Below are 17,492 nucleotides of genomic sequence, written 5' to 3'. Positions count from 1 at the left end.
AGTTATACGGTAGCCCTTATGTCTAGTCAACCCAGCAAAGTCTTGGAAACCTTCGACAACCCCAACCCAGGTCGTGATTTCCATATCCATATGGAAATCCCTGAGTTCACCTGCTTGTGCCCCAAGACCGGTCAGCCGGATTTTGCTGTGCTTTACCTTGATTACATCCCAGACCAGCGCTGTGTTGAACTGAAGAGCCTCAAGATGTATATCTGGTCTTTCCGCGACGAAGGTTGCTTCCATGAAGCTGTGACCAATCGCATTCTGGATGATTTGGTCGCCGCTACTGATCCCAAATTCATGCGCTTGACCGCCAAGTTCTATGTGCGTGGCGGCATCTTCACCAATGTCGTGGCAGAGCACCGTCAGGCAGGTTGGCAGCCTCAACCACGCGTTGAGTTGGCCCAGTTTGATACCAACTCCAATATCCGTGGCTGATCAGGCCTTAGCTGCCATTAGTCTTCGCTCCATTTAGAACACAGCCTGGAAAGGCATTTGCATGGTTAAATCCGCGATCAGTAGTTTCCGTGCCCGAGTCTGGCGCTGGGCCCAACCTTTTTGCCCTTATGCGCCGCTACTGGTCATGAGCTTGATCAGCCTGGTAGTTTTCACCATTTCCCGTGCCGGGCTTGTGCTGTGGAAAGCAGATCGCGTTTCTGCCGTGTCCAGCTGGCAGGAAGTCATGCTCAGTGGCCTGCGTGTGGACAGCATACAGATAGGCTTGTTATGGCTGCCTGCCCTGCTTGTGCTGCCTTTTCTTGCCAATGCCAAATTCTGGCGACAATGGCGCCGCTTTAGCTACTTTTGGGTGGTGCTAGCAACTAGCCTGGTGATTTTGCTGGAGCTTTCCACGCCTGGATTTATCGGTGAATACGACAGCAGGCCCAATCGCCTGTTTGTCGAATATCTGAAATATCCTCATGAAGTCTTGCCTATGCTGTGGGGTGGCTTCCGTATCCATGTCATCACAGGCGTGCTTGGCACCTTGCTTTCTACGCTGGCCGTGGCCTGGCTCATGCGGCCATGGCTTGAGCAGGAGCAACGCTGGTCTACCCGCGCTACCCTGCTGAGCTGGCCTATTATTTTCCTGCTAGTTGCTTTGGTCGTGCGTGGCACTATCAGTCACCGCCCAGCCAATCCTGCCATGTTTGCGCGCACCACGGATTCCATGGTCAATAGCCTGATCCTGGATTCTTCATGGTCCTTGATACATGCCGTATACAGCCTCAAGCATGAAAATCGCTCCAGTGAAATGTATGGCACCATGTCTGAAGCCGAGATTTACAAGCTGGTGAAAGAAACCCGCATACGCTTTGACGCAGGGTTTGATGCCGCTTCTAATAAAGAACTGTCTACCTTTGCCACACTGACTCCTAGCCGTCAGCGCGACAAACCTCTCAACCTAGTGATTATTCTCGAAGAAAGCCTGGGCGCCACTTTCGTTGAGTCTCTGGGCGGCACTCCGGTGACCCCTAATCTGGAAAAACTCAAGGAGCAAGGCTGGTGGTTTGAGCAGATGTACGCCACGGGCACACGCTCAGTGCGCGGTATTGAAGCGGTTGTGACAGGTTTCCAACCTACTCCTGCGCAGAGCGTGGTCAAGCTATCACTGTCGCAGCGTAACTTCTTTACCATTGCCTCTCTGCTGGAGCAGCAAGGCTATAGCACAGAGTTTATCTATGGTGGAGAGTCGCACTTCGACAATATGGTGGGCTTCTTCATGGGCAATGGCTTCCAGCGCGAGCAGGATCAGGAAAGCTACGTCAACCCGGTCTTTGTTGGTAGCTGGGGCGCTTCTGATGAAGATCTCTTCAACAAGGCACATGAAGAAATTTCCGCCAGCCATGCCAGCGGCAAGCCCTTCTTCACCCTGGTGTTCACCTCGTCCAATCATGCGCCGTTCGAGTTCCCCGATGGTCGTATCAGCCTTTATGATCCGGTCAAGGCTACCGACAATAATGCGGTCAAATATGCTGATTACGCATTAGGCCAGTTCTTTGCCAAGGCGCAGCAGAGTGACTACTGGAAAGACACCTTATTTGTTGTAGTGGCCGATCATGATATCCGAGTCCATGGGCATGATATGGTGCCCATACAGCACTTCCATATTCCTGCACTGATTCTGGGGGCAGATATTGAGCCACGCCGTATCAAGACCGTTGCCAGCCAGATTGACCTTCCCGTGACTGCACTGTCCCTGATGGGCATCAAGGCGCAACATCCCATGACGGGGCGTGACCTCAGTCGTGAAGGTGCCGATGCCAAAGGCCGTGCCATGATGCAGTTTGAAAACAACTTTGCCTGGATGGAGGGCAATCAAGTGGTCGTGCTGCGTGCAGGAAAACCACCTGCGCATGGCACCTGGGATTTGCCATCCAAGGATTTCACTGCCTCAGCACCTCCCGCAGATGCAATCAATCTGGAGCAACGCGCCCTGGCCAACTCCTTGCTGCCTGCCCTGCTTTACCGTGAACAACGCTACCACGTCGCCCCTGGAAACTAATAGATGGACACTGCACTGACTGAACCACCTTTGAAGCAACAGGCGCGCCGCCCACAGCCTTCTATGCTGACCTGGGAGGTGATTCGCAAAGGGCTGAGTTATATCCTCAAAGGTAAGATGGTGCTGGCAGATAGTCATTTGCCGCTGTTGGGGCATGACATCCCTGCTGATTTTGCTGGTGTGGGTGTTGCCACTTCCGGGGATGCCAAGGTCGATGATTATGTTCTGGCGCGCCTGCAGGAACTGGGCTTGCATCAGGTCAGGCTGGACTTCAGCTATGGTGATCTGGGACAAGATGCTGCGCGCTTTTTGGATAAATTATTGCAGCAAGGTTTTTCTGTATTGCTGCATATTGTCCAGCCTTTCGAGGCGGCCATGGAGATGGAGCAGGAATCGCAACAAGCCGCCTGGCAGGCATTTTTGCAGCAAGTGCTGGATACTTATGGCAGCGGCCTGAGCATGGTGGAAATAGGCTCCACCATCAACCGCAAGCGCTGGGCTGGCTACACCCCTGCTGGTTTTTTCAAGGCCTGGGCCATTGCTCATCACGAAGTAAGAAAACGCGGCATCAAGCTGGCTGGGCCCAATATCAGTGATTTCGAGCCGCTGTACAACATCGGCCTGCTGAATATTCTGCAAGAGCGCGGCCAGTTGCCTGATGTGCATACCAACAACCTGTTCTGCGAACGCTCGACTGAGCCTGAGCGTTATGATCATCGCATCCTCAAATACAGGCAGGCCACGGCACTCAAGTTCAACCTGGTCAAAAAGGCCAGACTGCTGCAAAAAATCACCCGCGACCATCAGGTCAAGGAAATGATTTCTCCTTCTGCTTTCTGGACTTTGCCGCGCATTCTGCGCCTGTTGCCAGATGGCGAGCAAAAGCAGGCAGACTATCTCTCGCGCTACATGATTCTATGCGCTGCTTCTGGCGCGTTGCGCCAGACCTTCTGGGGCCCGCTGATTTGCCATCGCGAAGGTTTGATTGATGACGGCAGTGAAAGCTACCCTGCCTTGGAGCGCATCACGCATTACGCCAGCGTTACTGGCCAAGTGGCGGATTTCCGCCCCAGGCCTAGCTTCTACGCCATGAAAACCTTTAACCACATGATCCCAAGCCGCCACTATGTCGGCCCGCTACGCAGCAGTCATGGCCTCGAAATCCACGCCTTCCGTGACGGCAATACACTGTTGCATGCGGTATGGACGACCAATGGCAAAGGCACGGTGATGGCCGATCACTACCGTATTGATGACCTGCAAGCCGCGGAGTACACCAGCCGTGATGGTGAAACACTGAGCGCCATGCCAGGCCTTGCTAGTGAATCTCCCATTTATTTGACCTGGCCGGTCACCAGAAACATTACCCTGAAGAAGGAAAAGACCTTGTTCGACAATCTCTCGATTCAACGTCATCTGGAAAACAAGCATCACCATGCTTACACCGATGAGAGCTGGAGTGGCATTTATGTTGCGGCCAGTCAGCACGAGGGTGACCTCTTGGTACAGGCCTTGCACCCAAGCAGGCTAAGCAAGCCAGCGAAAGACGCCATACTACGCAAGGCCCGTAACGCCATCTGGACCATTCCCGACCCACGCGACCCCAGCCGCAAGCTGGTAGTCAAGCAGCCCGTGAAAATGCACGTTCATAAAAAGCTGTTCGACCAATTCAAGTTATCCAAGGCCAAGCGCAGCTGGAATGGCAGCAATGAATTATTGCGCCGTGGCATAGAAGCGGCTACGCCGATTGCATATTTCGAGAAACGCAATGATCGCAGCCTGCTGGAAAATTATTACATTTGCGAATTTGTCCCTACCGACTTTTCCATCCGGGACATATTTGCTGCGTTTAACGACGGCGTTAGGGAATACCAAGGGGTCACCGCCGCTGAAATATACCCGCAACTCACGCGTTATCTGCTGAACATGCATGCGCGTGGTGTATTTTTCCGTGATCTCTCTGGTGGCAACATTTTGGTAACCAAGCGCGAAAATGGTGAGCTTGGATTTTCACTGATAGATACCAATCGAGCGCATTTCTTTAATCACGCTATTCCCTTATCCAAGCGACTGGCCGATTTGACCCGTGTATGCATCAAATTACCCTGGGAAAGCCGTCGGGAGCTGGTAGGCATGTATTTATCTGCCTTGAATCAGGAGTTTAGCTGGCGTCAACGTCTGCCCTTCCATCTTTACGATGTGAAAGTCGGGCTAAAGAAGCGCATGGGTCGCAAAGCTATCTCGCGTTTATTCAAGAAAAAATAAGAAATCCGCCTGGAAATCGTTGACAGGCTTGGTCAGGATCATTAATATAGCGGCTCTTTTTCGGGGGTATAGCTCAGCTGGGAGAGCGCTTGCATGGCATGCAAGAGGTCAGCGGTTCGATCCCGCTTATCTCCACCAAAAAGGTAACCCGGTGCCTACCGGGTTACCGACGATCAGTCCCCATCGTCTAGAGGCCTAGGACATCGCCCTTTCACGGCGGTAACCGGGGTTCGAATCCCCGTGGGGACGCCAAAACCACCCCGGCGCATGACTTAAGTATTAACAAGGAATGCGCCGGGAATCTTGGTTAAAATTCCCAGCCTGGCCTTTCTCGTTTTACCAATTCTCATTTGCTCGTCTGTCGTTCGCGCATCACTCACCCTTGCTGATATTTCTACCAGCCTGAGCAAGTGTTTCACGAAATGATTTATCCGCTTTAGCGCGTCACCGAAATACCCAAGCGCAACTGCGTATCCCGCTCACGGTTGTAGTCCAGCAAGGTTTCTCCGTAGCCGGAGAATAGCTGCAAGTGCACAAAAGTACCCATGCGCGATAACACGCGGTCACTCAAGGGATAGCTCAAATCAAGCTGCCCAGTGGCATAGCCGCCCGTACCTTGGCGATATAGCCCCATCAGCATCAGGCCATCATCTCGCCCATAGCGTAGCTGCCAATCGACATAGCCACGATAGCGCTGAATATCGCGGTTATCGTCCTTGTCCAGATACTGATAAATCTTGGGATAAAACGTCAGCCGACGGCCATTGGCGGTATCCCAATGCCAGCTAGGACGGATAAAGGCGATATTGAGTGAGCGCGACTCCACACCCCCTTGTCCATTGGACTCGTGCTCAAGGCCGCCACGCCATTCATCTGGCCACAAACCGCGCCCCTGGCCTACCCAGCGATAATACAAGCTGGGCTTGTAACTGGTATCGCGGAAGGGGCTGGATTCGCCGCCCAGGTCCCAGACCGTGTTTTGCGTGTAGGCAAAATACAGATTACTGAGGAATGGATAGGCCTTGCTCACCGAGCCTAGCGGCTCAAAAGGACGGTACTTGAAACTGATCTGAAAACGCGCATCGGCACCGCGCTCATGGCTGGAGCCAACCAAAAAATAAATAGGTTCATTGGCCGACAGCGCAGGCTCATCTTCAGGGGCGGCAATCAAGACCTGAGCGCCTGTTGCGCTGCTGCCTTCCGCGCTGGTTTTGACTTGCGCTGTCTTGGCTGCCTCTTCCGTGACAACAACAGGGCCATTCTCACCATCAGTGCTAGCCAGTAACAAAATACGATTAGAGGCCTGCCCCTGCAGCTCTGCCCTCACCACCCCCGCAAAGGCTTTGCTGGGTACCCCAGAGTAAGTTCTAGCCTGAGCATCATCGCCCTCCCCGCCTTTTAGGGACAGCACTACTTCTTCACTTTCCCCGCCAGCACTGAGCTTGATGTTCAAGGTATCAGGCCAGGCAAGATTGGCCTTGGGTTTGACCATTTCAAACTCCAGCGCCTGACCCACATTCACTACCTCTGTCTTAGGCGCGATCAGCCACTGACTCGCTGCCAGCACTGGCAAAGGCAGAATCAATACTGTCAGGCACACACTCCAAAACCGCATACGCTGCATGTGAACATCTCATGTAGTAATTAATACATGTCACTATAACTGCCCAGCGCATAAGTCACTAGCTATTCAAGCTCAGCACCATGGCTTCAGCCAAGTGAGTGATGTCGAGTTTGTTCAGCCACAAAACATTAGATTTTTGTGCCTGAAGCATGGCTTGATTCGGCCTTGGAATTGAACCGCTGACTATTTGCCTTGCTCAATTGCTAAGCCTTATTAAATCTAGATGAATTGGAAAGATTTAGTTGCTGAATTTGCGAAATGGTCAATTGATAGTCATTAAATGGTAGGCAACAGAATTGTTCAGTTGTATGATTACATGTCTTCATTAGAATCACCGATGGCAGAGTTGGTGTGAAGGCATGAGCTTTTTTCTTTTCAAGCGTTAAGATTGCATAAACTGCAGCTCACTGCTTTAATGGCAAATAGTAAACATTCAATTGTAAATAATATAGGTAATATACTTATCTTATGACCACCGAAGTCAACACCGATAACAGCGAAAATACGCTATACTTCTCTTGCAAGGAGCTAGCAGAAATGCGGCTACCGGGTAAGCCAGCAACCCGCCAAGGCTGGGATGTAATAGTGAATGCTGAAAAGTGGCCATACATAGAAGTCAATAGCCGTGGGCGCAAAGGTAAAACGCGCAAGTACCATCCACCACAAAGTCTGATGAATCTGATTAATCTGACTTACCCCAGTGACAAACTGGCACTGCAACTTGCCAGCAGCCGTAGTGGCAGACGCCAACTGCCGCAAGAAATCAGGCCATCTGGCCGCATTGAAAGACTGGGCGACAGCTCCAGTTCGGGTGGTGACGAGTACATGATTGAGAGCATAGACTTCAATCCTTACAGCAATCTTATCGACACGCCTTTACAGCATTTGAAGATATTCACCGTCAAGGGTACCAGCTTGCAGCCATCTATACACGATGGTGATGAAGTGTTGGTGGATGTGCGTTGCAACTCCTTTGATGACAACGCCATTTATGTGATTGGCCAGGGTGACATCATGCGCATCAAGCGCATTCAATTACGCCTGGACGGCACCGTAGTCGTACGCAACGATAACGATGGTGATTTGCCTCCAGAGGTTTACACCACCGAAGAAGCCAAGGCTTTCAATGTGATAGGCAAAGTCGTGCCTTTCAAGTTTGGACGCTTCAACCTCTAATCGGCATTTGTAGCCACTATACGCTGCAACATGGCGGGCTGGTCTTGAGTGCCCAGCTCGCCTTCCTCAAAGCTCACCACCTTGAAGTTTTCACCGTAGCAAGCCAGCAACTCCCCCGGCTCCAGCAGAAAATCCGCACTGCTTGGCCTGCCGTAGCGCTCCTGCCCGCGCATAAAGGTTTCATAGATCAGCACCCCACTTTGCGCCAAGCTTAGGCCCAGAGTGGAAAGTAAAGGCCTGTGTAAATAGCGGCATACCACTATGCCGTCAAATTTCTGCCCCGCATAAGGCCAAGCGCCTTGCTCCAAATCAGCCTGCAATAGCGTCACGCCTGGCAAGCCCTGCATAGAGGCCAAGGCCACCTCATCCCTATCCACGGCATCTACCTGAAACCCAGCCGCGCTGAGCCAGCGTGTGTTACGCCCACGTCCAGCAGCCAGGTCCAGCACACGACCACCAGGCTTAATCAAATGCGCATGGCGCTGCAGCCATGCAGATGGAGTATCCATGCTCATGCTTTTGCCTTAACTGACTCAGGCTTGGGGAGCTCGTGGGCAAACATATGCGCACGTGTCATATCAAAATCCAGCATTAGCGTTTGACCTATATGCATATGCTCCGCGTTGCGGTGGCGTAGGTGTACCAACTCTGTCATGCCTGGCAGGCTCACAGCCAACTGCCAGTCATCACCCAGCTTGCCAGACGTGCAATCTGCCCGTGCAGGACTTCAGACGATGCCTCGCTGGCAACCGTAACAGCGCTGGCAGGTATACACCAGGAAAACGTACCCCTCTGAGGCGTAGTCGCTAAACTCAGCACCTGATCACCCAGCTAATGCGAGCGCCTGTCGCTGAGACATCCAGTACCTGACTGTTGAAGATATTCTGCATGCCGACTATGGTCGCCACCTGACGCTGATTAGGCTGCTGCATCACGCTGGCAGGCGTGCCTACCTGCAAAATGCGGCCCTGATACATCACCGCCATTTTATCTGCGAGCAACCTGGCTTCTTCCAGGTTGTGCGTCACCAGGATGATGGGGATATTCAATTCTTGCTTCAGCTCAGCCAGCAGCATATAGAGATCAGCGCGCGTGAGATGATCCAGCGCTGAAAATGGCTCATCCAGCAACAGAATGCTAGGCTGGGCTGCTAACGCGCGCGCCAGGGCTACGCGCTGCTGCTGGCCACCGGAAAGCTCTGCTGGTTTGTGGTTGGCGTATTGTTGCAACTGCATGCGGGCCAGCCATTGTTTGGCCTCTAGCTGTCGCTCTGCCGCAGGAAGGCATGCAGAGCTGCGGCAATATTCATCTGCGCATTCATATGCGGGAACAGCCCATAATGCTGGGGCACGTAGCCTATGCGTCTTTGTTGCGGCTTGCTGCCGCGCCCGGCTTGAAACCAGATTTGTTCACCCAGACGTATTTCACCTTTGGCCGGATGCTGCAAGCCAGCCACCATGCGCAGCAAGGTAGATTTGCCGCAGCCCGAAGGCCCAAGCAAGACCATTAACTCTCCCGCAGCATACAAGTTGTACTTGAAGCGGGAAAGGCTGATTTTGCTGAATGTCCAGGGCAAGCTCAAAGCTCATGGTAGCCCCCCTTGCGCCCAAAGCGCCGCGAAAGGCTATTGGCAAGCGCCAGCACCACGATAGAGAGTATCAGCAAGATCAGTGACATATGACCTGCTGCGGCAAAATCAAGCGCCTGTACTTTGTCATAAATACTAATGGCTATGGTCTTGGTCTCGCCCGGCAGGCTGCCGCCCACCATCAACACCACGCCAAATTCGCCCAGGGTATGCGCAAAGGTCAGCACTATGGCGGTGACTATGCCTGGCCAGGCCAAGGGTAACTCTACGGTCAACAGCGTGCGCAACGGCGACATACCACAACAGGCAGCCGCATCTCTCACTTCTTGCGGGATAGCCTCAAAGCCGCGCTGTATGGGCTGTACTGCAAACGGAATATTGACGATGATGGAGGCGAGCAGCAGGCCGGAGAAATGAAATACCAGCAGATGCCCGGTTTGCTGCTGCAACCACTGCCCCAGCCAGGACTGGTTGCCCAGGCTAACCAACAGGTAATAGCCCACCACGGTGGGCGGTAGCACCAGAGGCACAGCAGCATGGCTTCAAGCAGCGATTTACCAGCAAAACGTCGTACAGCAAGCTGTCGCGCCGCCAGCAAGGCCAGGGGAATCAAAACTAATATCGTCATGCCCCCAAGCTTGAGCGACAGCCATAAGGCAGTCCAATCCATCAGGCTTTACTCGCTGGGCAATACAAAGCCGTAACGGCGGAAAATCTCACGTGCCGCAGGTTGTTGCAGATAATCATAAAATGCTTTGGCTCCCTCACTTGCATTCTTCAGCAACACCATGCGTTGACGCTGTGGGCTATGCCAGTTTTCCGGGATTTCAGCGTAATTGACGCTGTTAACTAGTTGCGGCGATTTCACCAGAGATAAGGCGACAATGCCGCCATCGGTAACCCCGGTCGTGGCAAACTGTGCCGCTTGCGATACATTTTCGCCCAGCACCAGTTTGGGCTGAATCTGCTCCCACAAGCCAGCGTGTTTCAACACTTCCACGGCACGGCGGCCATAAGGTGCATGTTCAGGGTTGGCAATCGCAAAGCGTTGAACCTTGCCAGCCTTGAGGGCTGCTGCCAGGCCCTTGAGTTCGCTATCAACAGGCAAAGCGGCATTCTTGGGCGTGACAATCACCAAGTGCCCGGTAGCGTACAATACGCCCTCGTCGCGCGTCAGCCCGGCAGTTTGCAGCTTGAGCACATAGTCTTCATCGGCTGAGAGGAATAGCTGGAAAGGTGCGCCATTGCTGATTTGTGTGGTGATGGCACCGGAAGAGCCATAAGTCACGGCGAGTTTTTCACCGCCTTGTTGCTCGAAGGCCTTGGATAGCTCTTCAAGCACAAATTTAAGATCAGCGGCAGCCGCCACATTGACAGGGGCGGCATGAGCCAGGCTGGAACTCAGGAGCAGCAGCGCAGGCAGCAGCAAGCGTTTGGCTAGGGTTTTCATCAGTATGCTTTCTAAGGATGGCAAATAACTAGGTGGTGAAGACTCATGATTGATCTGATCAGGGATATCTAGCCCTTGGGATTAACGCCAGACTATGCATAAGCGCTTATAACAAATGCGGCATTATCTTTTTAAGAATATAACGGATTATATCGCCAGCTTGGCGAAAAAAATACATGGCTAATCAATTAAACAGCGGCTCTGAGTCAATTGGCGGCCTGGCCTGGCAGGACGGACTCCCCTACTCCACAGAGTTCGGTGATGTCTATTTCTCGCGCGAGGATGGGCTGGCTGAAACTCAGCATGTATTTTTACAACACAATCAACTGACTGAACGCTGGCGCAACCTGAATCAAGAGCACTTCACCATTGCTGAGACTGCTTTGGCACCGGCTTAATTTTCTATGTGCCTGGCAGTTATGGCAGCAGCATGCGCCCAGCAATGCCAGGCTGCATTTTGTCAGTGTGGAGAAATATCCACTCTCGCATGCTGATCTCAGCCAGGCATTGGCGCTATGGCCGGAGTTGACGCAGCAAAGCCAGGCACTGCTGGCACACTACCAGCAGATTTGCCCAGGCTGGCATCGCCTGAGCTTTGATCAATGCCGCATTAATTTGACCTTGATCATAGGGGATGCCGTGGAAAGCCTGCAGCAATTGCGCGGCAAGGTTGATGCGTGGTTTCTCGATGGCTTTGCGCCCTCGCGTAATCCGGAAATGTGGCAACCCGCCTTGTTTGCGGCCATGGCACGCCTCTCACATCACAATAATCTGTATAACCACACCACCTTTGCAACGTTTACCAGCGCTGGAGTGGTCAAGCGAGGCCTGGCCGCAGCAGGCTTCAAGGTCAACAAAGTCGCCGGGCACGGCCGTAAGCGTGAAATGCTGTGTGGCTACTATGTGCCTGCGACTGTGCCGCAAACTTCACCTAACATCACCTTTACCGAAACTAAGACCAAGCCTGTCACAGACAAGCGCGCCATCGTCGTAGGCGGCGGCATTGCTGGAGCTGCCAGCAGCGCTGCGCTGGCACAACGTGGCTGGCAGGTGACACTGATAGAACAACAGCCCCAGCTCGCCACACAGGCTTCAGGCAATCCGCTAGGCGTGCTCTACCCAAAACTGGCGCGCCAGGATGTACCTCTGGGGCGGCTTTCCTTGCTGGCTTACCTGCATAGCCTCAGATTGCTGGCCAGTCTAGGGCTGAGCCCAGAACATCACGCGCGCTGCGGCATGTTGCAGCTGGCTTATGATGAACAAGAATGGCAACGCTGCCAGGCCATCTTGCAGCGAAATTTGCCTCATGAGCTGCTGCATTGGGTAGATCAACAACAATCCAGCGCCATTGCCGGGCTGCCCATGGATTTCCCTGCGCTATATTTTCCCGAAGCGGGCTGGGTCAGGCCGCAAGCCTATTGCCAGGCCCTGTGCGCAAGCGAGAACATCCAGCTCAAGCTAGATAGCAAGGTGATACGTCTACAGCGCGCCGCTGATTCCCCAACTGCAGTCTGGCAAGCCTGGGGCGAACAAGGACTGCTGGCGGAAGCGCCTGTGGTGATTCTTGCCAATGCCAATGACGCCATGCGATTAGCACCCAACGCGCAGCTACCGCTGGAGCCTGTGCGTGGGCAGATCACACGTTTGCAAGCGCCAGAATCGGCTGCAGCGCTGCGCACCCTACTCTGCACGGATGGCTATATCAGCCCGGCAATCTCTGGTGAATACTGCCTGGGCGCGACCTTTAGCCCAGAAGATAACAGCAGCGAGTACCGCCCACTGGACGATGCCAGCAACCTTGCCATGCTGGCACGCATGGCCCCGGCCTTGCATCAACAATTGCAGGATCAAGTGATTACTGGCCGGGCAGCGGTACGCTGCACCAGCCGGATTATCTGCCTCTGGTCGGTCAGTTGATTGATCACGCCCAGCTAGAGGCCAAGCCGCCGCGTTACAATGCAGATCCAGCCAGCAGCCTGCCTTGGCAGACAGGCTTGTATGTCAACACCGGGCATGGCTCCAAGGGCTTGACTACTGCGCCTTTGGCGGCAGAAATACTAGCTTCGGCCATCTGTGCGGAACCATCGCCAGTAGATGCCATTTTACTGGCAGCGCTGGACCCTAATCGTTTTGTATTACGCAAGCTGGGCCTGAAACGCATGGTGCAAGGCCTGGCCTGTCATGAATATGGTGATATGAATTTAGCTAATGGTGGCTTATGACTCCTGATCAATACTTTCAAGCAGCATTGACCCATCACCGCCAGGGTGCACTTAAAGAGGCGGAACGCTTTTACCGTCAGTTACTCGCCATCGCGCCACAACATGTGCATGGGCTGCACTATCTGGGCGTGCTCTGTCACCAGGCTGGCCGCCATGATGAAGCCATCAGCCTCATAGAGCAGGCCATACGCCTGCTGCCGCAGCAGCCAGATCAACATAACAATCTGGGGCTGGCGCTACGCGCTGCCGGGCAGTTACCAGCAGCAATACAGCAGTTTGAGCGCGCCCTGCAATTAAACCCGCAGGATGCTGATCTCTGGCTCAACATCGCATCTTCCTACCATGTCACTGCAGATCTGCAGGCTGCCGCACGCTGCTATCGCCAGGCACTGCAACTAGCCCCGCATGAAGCCGAAATACGCCAAGGCCTGCTACAGGTATTGCAAGCGCTGGGCAATCAGGCGCAGCGCGAAGGCCAAGCTGCGCTGGCGGCCGATTTTTGTCGTGAAGCTATCTCCCTGCAGCCGCATGATGCCGCGCTGCACTACAACCTGGGCAATGCCTTGCGTGAACTGGGCATGGCGGCAGAAGCAGCCGCCTGTTACCGCCAGTCGCTGGTGCTAGCCCCCAACGACGCCGACACCCACAACAATCTGGGCAATGTCTTGCGCGAGCTGCATTTTTTGCCTGAGGCCATCGCTTGCTATGAGCAAGCCCTCAAGCTCAACCCCAAGCTTTATCACGCCAGAGTGCACCTGGCGCACCAGCGCCAGCATATTTGTGACTGGCGTTTCCTGGATGATGACGTTAAGCAGATACGGCAATGGGTTGCCGAAATAGAGCATGCGCAGGTTTCGCCTTTTGCCTTTCTTGCAATGCCAGGCACCACCGCCGCCGAGCAATTGCGCTGCGCACAGCAATGGACGCGAAACCGTTACCAAACCTTGTTGCAACAGCCTCCACTCAATGCGCGCAACACGGCAAGGCCAAAAAAAGCCCAGCTGCATATAGGCTATCTGTCTGGGGATTTCCGCCTGCACCCTTTGGCCTCCTTGATCACCGAAATGCTGGAACTGCATGACAGGCAAGTTTTCCGCATCAGCGCCTATTCCTATGCACACGACGATGAAACCGTGGCAAGAAAGCGCCTGGAAGCCGCCGTTGATCAGTTTGTCGATATCCGCAGCCTGTCGCTAGCGCAGGCGGCCCAGCGCATACACGAGGATGGTGTGGATATTCTGCTAGACCTGACTGGCTACACCCAGGCCAGCCGCAGCGGCATACTCGCGCTGCGGCCAGCGCTATCCAAGCCTCATGGCTGGGCTTCCCCGGCAGCATGGGCGCCCCTTTTGTTGACTATCTGATTTCAGACGCGGTGATCACGCCTCTTGAGCAGCGCGCGCATTACAGCGAAACGCTGGCGCTGCTACCCCAGGCCTATCAGCCTAATAACAATGCCCGCACGCTGGCGGCCAGCACGGCCCGCAGCGCGCACGGACTGCCTGAACAAGGCTGGTGTTCTGCTGCTTTAACCAGAGCTTCAAGATCACCCCCGAGGTGTTTGCCTGCTGGATGCGCTTATTACTGGCTACACCAGATAGCGTGTTATGGCTGCTGGAATGCAATAGCCTGGCCACGGCCAATTTACGCCAGGCCGCGCAGGATCAGGGTGTGGATGCCGACAGATTGGTGTTTGCACCCAGGCTGCCGCTGGATCAGCATCTGGCGCGCCATGCCCATGCCGATCTGGTGCTGGATACCCGCCCCTACAATGCACACACCACCGCCAGCGATGCCTTATGGATGGGCGTGCCGCTGATTACCTGCGCGGGTGATACCTTTGCCAGCCGCGTCGCAGCTAGCCTGTTACAAGCCGCTGGCTTACCCGAGCTGGTGACAGATTCGCCACAAGCGTATGAAACCCTGGCGCTGGAATTAGCACAGGATCATGAACGCTTGCAGCAATATCGTGCGCGCCTGGCGCAACGCCAGGGGGCTCTGTTTGATACCCCGGCGTTCACGCGTGAGCTTGAAACACTTTATCTCAAGCTGTGGCAGGCGCAGGCACCGAACTAGACTCAGGGTTGGATTCAGCACTGTTGGATTCAGAACTGGCTTCGTTCGGCAGACTGCTGAGCATGGCCATGGCCGCGATATTGATATCCGCCACCAGCACACTTTCCAGGCTGCCATCTTCCGCCAGCACAGGCACTGAGACCGTCAGGCAAAAATCTTCTGAGGCAGTAGAGAGATAAATGCTGGAGATATAGGCATTGCGTGAGTCCCGTACGGCGGCGTAATAAGTCTGCAAACTTCTATCCACCCCTGCCCCGCCTGCCTTGATCTTGCCGTACATATTCGGGTTGATCCAGTTGGCATGGCGCTGGGTGCCATCAGCATTCAGTTCAAACACCACTTCAAAGAAGGGGTAATCAGCAAAGCAACCATCCATACAGTGCGCATCATGATGGCGCGGCAATTGCTGCAACACCTTAAGCGCATTGAGCGCGCGTGATTGCCAATCGCTGAATTCTGCACTGCGCGGTAACACCAGGCGTGGCGGATTGGACTCCACGACAATAATGCTGCCTATATTGGATTTGCCTATCTTCTTCAGTGAGGCTGCCCGCTCGGCCGCCGCCACACTATTGGAGTTGACCCCCTGACTGCCATTGACGATGGCAATCGAGACACTGGCTACCGGATGATCCTTGCCATCTTCGGTGGTAAAGAAGCCGCGCTCCAGATCGCTGCTGTCGTAAAGATGCACCGCCAGCGCTTGGAAGTGACTGATGACATTGAGCAATATATTGATTAGATGGCTGTCTTCATGATCAAGAATAAGCACAAAATCATCGCCGCCTATATGCCCAACCAAAGTGCCAGTACGGTTATGGAACTCCTGACGCACAATCTCGGACAGCAGCCGTATCATGGCATCGCCACGGATAAAGCCGTAGCGGTCGTTATAGGCCTTGAAGTGATCAAGATCGATATAGACCAATTGCGTGGTGGGATTATTGCGCAAGCTGATATCCAACGATTGCCGCAGCGTTGGCCCGGTGGTGAGGTGACTCAGGGGATGCAGATTGCCCGAGCTGGTCTTGCGATTGATGATCTGCGACATGATTTCCAGCGGATGAATGATGCCTACATACACCCCATCATCACTGACCATGATCCAAGGTTCTATCTCGCCACGCTCCAGGTACAGGCCGCGCGCCAGGGTGGCAGAAGGCATGCGTGAAGTAATCATGCGCGGTAGCGGATCGCAGTAATTGCCCAGCGCATCGTTTTTATGCGTAAACACCTTGCCGCGTTTCAACAAGCCTATAGGCCGCAGGTTATCCAGCACCACCGCACACGCCACATCGGGATTATCAATAAAGATTTTTCTCGCTACATCGATAGGCGTATTTACTTCTATGGTGATGCCACGGCTGACAAACTCGGTAATGCGGAACTCGTCCGGGATAGGCGATCTATGCGACTCATCCCGTACTGGCAATGCGGTCACCGAGGCCGTGGGGTTCAGCTCTGGCCGCGCGAAGTAATAGCCTTGCGCATAGACCAGGCCCAGATCCTGACAGTAAGTGATGTCTTCTACGCGCTCTAGACCCTCGGCGACGATAGTACAGCCCAGGCGCTGCGCCATGGAAATAATGGCTTCCAGCAGTACCGTACGCACGCGGCTACCTTGCGCCTCATGCACAATGGTGCGATCTATCTTGATAAAGTCGGCCTTGACCACAGCCAAAGTGCTGAGTCCATTGAAGCCCGAGCCCATGTCATCCAGCGCAATGCGCAGGCCTTGCATACGAATAGCATCACAATGCCTGGCCAATAGCTCGGGCGAAACATGCTCACTCTCAACAATTTCCACCACCACATCGCGGCGCTCTATGCCATGCCTATCCAGCGCCTCCAGCATGATTTCCAGCCAGTCGTTACGCATGATGGTCTGCGGCAGCACATTAATAAACAAAGGCGTGCCCTCAGCGATAGAGGCGGCCTTGCCTGCCAAGGCCAGATGTTGGCAGGCCATATCCAAATCGGTTTCACGCTTGACCTGCCTGGCCAGGCGGAATGCCTGCTCACCATTCAGCAGATTACCCTCGGGGTCACGTAGGCGGCATAAAGCCTCGTAGCCGAAAATCTTGCCATTCTGGGTGAAATCCACAATCGGCTGAAAATGCATCTGCACGTGCTGGCTCAGATCATCGAGCAACCAAGGATGCCGCGTGCGCGCATAAAAGGTGTTGAACGGCATAATGTCTGCCATCCAACTGACAATATCCTGGCAGTCCTCGGGGCCATACCAGACATAGGCTTCATCCAGCACAGTGGCTGGAATATCCGCGGAAATCCGGGCCAGGGTATGTAATAAATCTTCCTTGTCACGGCAGGCATAAGCCAGCACACTGGTTTGCGTTTCCTGGCCCCCATCTTCCCCTGCTGTGGATTGCAGAGCTTGGGTAAGGGTTTTGATATAGAGCTGCATGGCGTGAACTTTACGAAACAGTGCGGATTTGCACGGGAACTTATGCAATCCTTATGCCATGGTGATGTGTTATTGAGAATGTCTGTGCAGGCACTGGGTTTAAACCTGAATATCCGGCTGATGGCTATTGTTTACTGGCCCTGCACGCCGCTTTATAGCCAAG

The 17,492-nt window shown here is 54.0% G+C and carries 11 protein-coding genes, 2 tRNA genes and 3 pseudogenes; 10 read left to right on the top strand and 6 right to left on the bottom strand.

The features are described from left to right. The first annotated feature begins 18 nt into the window (after positions 1–18). The 5 genes from queF to JCM2850_RS03375 all read left to right on the top strand — a co-directional run bounded on the left by queF (position 19) and on the right by JCM2850_RS03375 (position 5,020). A complete protein-coding gene (gene queF / locus JCM2850_RS03395; protein ID WP_025869776.1) occupies positions 19–438 on the top strand; it encodes a preQ(1) synthase in 420 nt (139 codons plus the stop codon). A 61-nt stretch (positions 439–499) separates the two neighbouring features. After that, positions 500–2,503: an LTA synthase family protein gene (locus JCM2850_RS03390; RefSeq protein ID WP_025869775.1), complete on the top strand. Its 2,004-nt coding sequence runs from the start codon at positions 500–502 to the stop codon at positions 2,501–2,503. A 3-nt stretch (positions 2,504–2,506) separates the two neighbouring features. After that, positions 2,507–4,768, top strand: coding sequence for a lipopolysaccharide kinase InaA family protein (locus tag JCM2850_RS03385; RefSeq protein ID WP_051525239.1), 2,262 nt, complete (start codon positions 2,507–2,509; stop codon positions 4,766–4,768). A gap of 62 nt (positions 4,769–4,830) precedes the next feature. Beyond that, positions 4,831–4,906 (top strand) — tRNA-Ala (locus tag JCM2850_RS03380). A 38-nt stretch (positions 4,907–4,944) separates the two neighbouring features. Then, a tRNA-Glu gene (locus tag JCM2850_RS03375) sits at positions 4,945–5,020 on the top strand. Positions 5,021–5,204: 184 nt separating this feature from the next. Here JCM2850_RS03375 and JCM2850_RS03370 read toward each other — a convergent pair. Continuing rightward, a complete protein-coding gene (locus JCM2850_RS03370; RefSeq protein ID WP_025869773.1) occupies positions 5,205–6,392 on the bottom strand; it encodes a phospholipase A in 1,188 nt (395 codons plus the stop codon). Between the two features lie 468 nt (positions 6,393–6,860). Between JCM2850_RS03370 and JCM2850_RS20230 the strand changes: the two genes are divergently transcribed. Further along, the gene (locus JCM2850_RS20230; RefSeq protein ID WP_025869772.1) at positions 6,861–7,568 is read left to right on the top strand and encodes a S24 family peptidase; all 708 of its coding nucleotides are present in this window, start codon (positions 6,861–6,863) and stop codon (positions 7,566–7,568) included. On the opposite strand, the gene JCM2850_RS03360 is transcribed toward JCM2850_RS20230, so the two are convergent. The 4 genes and pseudogenes from JCM2850_RS03360 to modA all read right to left on the bottom strand — a co-directional run bounded on the left by JCM2850_RS03360 (position 7,565) and on the right by modA (position 10,606). Next, the gene (locus JCM2850_RS03360; RefSeq protein WP_025869771.1) at positions 7,565–8,083 is read right to left on the bottom strand and encodes a class I SAM-dependent methyltransferase; all 519 of its coding nucleotides are present in this window, start codon (positions 8,081–8,083) and stop codon (positions 7,565–7,567) included. The two genes, JCM2850_RS20230 and JCM2850_RS03360, sit on opposite strands and share 4 nt — an antisense overlap. A gap of 297 nt (positions 8,084–8,380) precedes the next feature. Next, positions 8,381–9,027: pseudogene (locus JCM2850_RS20225) on the bottom strand (ABC transporter ATP-binding protein). A gap of 119 nt (positions 9,028–9,146) precedes the next feature. Then, positions 9,147–9,686 (bottom strand): molybdate ABC transporter permease subunit, encoded by a 540-nt coding sequence (modB, locus tag JCM2850_RS16790; RefSeq protein ID WP_234406059.1) that lies wholly within the window; start codon positions 9,684–9,686, stop codon positions 9,147–9,149. A 146-nt stretch (positions 9,687–9,832) separates the two neighbouring features. After that, a complete protein-coding gene (modA, locus tag JCM2850_RS03340) occupies positions 9,833–10,606 on the bottom strand; it encodes a molybdate ABC transporter substrate-binding protein (RefSeq protein WP_025869770.1) in 774 nt (257 codons plus the stop codon). 176 nt (positions 10,607–10,782) lie between these two features. On the opposite strand from modA, the gene JCM2850_RS22335 reads away from it, so the two are divergent. The 4 genes and pseudogenes from JCM2850_RS22335 to JCM2850_RS22320 all read left to right on the top strand — a co-directional run bounded on the left by JCM2850_RS22335 (position 10,783) and on the right by JCM2850_RS22320 (position 14,904). Further along, positions 10,783–11,004, top strand: coding sequence for a hypothetical protein (locus tag JCM2850_RS22335; protein ID WP_234406058.1), 222 nt, complete (start codon positions 10,783–10,785; stop codon positions 11,002–11,004). Further along, positions 10,976–12,828 (top strand): annotated as a pseudogene (gene mnmC, locus JCM2850_RS16785) (bifunctional tRNA (5-methylaminomethyl-2-thiouridine)(34)-methyltransferase MnmC2/FAD-dependent 5-carboxymethylaminomethyl-2-thiouridine(34) oxidoreductase MnmC1). Before JCM2850_RS22335 ends, mnmC begins: the two are co-directional and overlap by 29 nt. Beyond that, positions 12,825–14,212: pseudogene (locus JCM2850_RS16780) on the top strand (O-linked N-acetylglucosamine transferase, SPINDLY family protein); the annotation flags it as partial. The pseudogenes mnmC and JCM2850_RS16780, both read left to right, overlap by 4 nt. 131 nt (positions 14,213–14,343) lie before the next feature. Next, positions 14,344–14,904, top strand: a complete 561-nt coding sequence (locus tag JCM2850_RS22320; RefSeq protein ID WP_234406054.1) for an O-linked N-acetylglucosamine transferase family protein — start codon at positions 14,344–14,346, stop codon at positions 14,902–14,904. Here JCM2850_RS22320 and JCM2850_RS03325 read toward each other — a convergent pair. Next, positions 14,873–17,329 carry an EAL domain-containing protein gene (locus tag JCM2850_RS03325; protein WP_025869769.1) on the bottom strand — a complete coding sequence of 819 codons (2,457 nt, stop codon included), beginning with the start codon at positions 17,327–17,329 and terminating at the stop codon, positions 14,873–14,875. The genes JCM2850_RS22320 and JCM2850_RS03325 overlap by 32 nt on opposite strands. Positions 17,330–17,492: the final 163 nt, after the last annotated feature.

It is taken from the genome of Methylobacillus glycogenes JCM 2850 (assembly GCF_000617925.1).
Taxonomy (GTDB): Bacteria; Pseudomonadota; Gammaproteobacteria; order Burkholderiales; family Methylophilaceae; genus Methylobacillus; species Methylobacillus glycogenes.
Note: the sequence above shows the minus strand (reverse complement) of the source record. Positions and strands in the feature narration are given on the sequence as shown.

Excerpts from the sequence above, each read along its gene's own strand:
- queF (WP_025869776.1), top strand. The coding sequence starts at position 19 with ATGTCTAGTCAACCCAGCAAAGTCTTGGAAACCTTCGACAACCCCAAC.
- JCM2850_RS03390 (WP_025869775.1), top strand. The coding sequence starts at position 500 with ATGGTTAAATCCGCGATCAGTAGTTTCCGTGCCCGAGTCTGGCGCTGG.
- JCM2850_RS03385 (WP_051525239.1), top strand. The coding sequence starts at position 2,507 with ATGGACACTGCACTGACTGAACCACCTTTGAAGCAACAGGCGCGCCGC.
- JCM2850_RS03370 (WP_025869773.1), bottom strand. The coding sequence starts at position 6,392 with ATGCAGCGTATGCGGTTTTGGAGTGTGTGCCTGACAGTATTGATTCTG.
- JCM2850_RS20230 (WP_025869772.1), top strand. The coding sequence starts at position 6,861 with ATGACCACCGAAGTCAACACCGATAACAGCGAAAATACGCTATACTTC.
- JCM2850_RS03360 (WP_025869771.1), bottom strand. The coding sequence starts at position 8,083 with ATGAGCATGGATACTCCATCTGCATGGCTGCAGCGCCATGCGCATTTG.
- modA (WP_025869770.1), bottom strand. The coding sequence starts at position 10,606 with ATGAAAACCCTAGCCAAACGCTTGCTGCTGCCTGCGCTGCTGCTCCTG.
- JCM2850_RS22335 (WP_234406058.1), top strand. The coding sequence starts at position 10,783 with ATGGCTAATCAATTAAACAGCGGCTCTGAGTCAATTGGCGGCCTGGCC.
- JCM2850_RS03325 (WP_025869769.1), bottom strand. The coding sequence starts at position 17,329 with ATGCAGCTCTATATCAAAACCCTTACCCAAGCTCTGCAATCCACAGCA.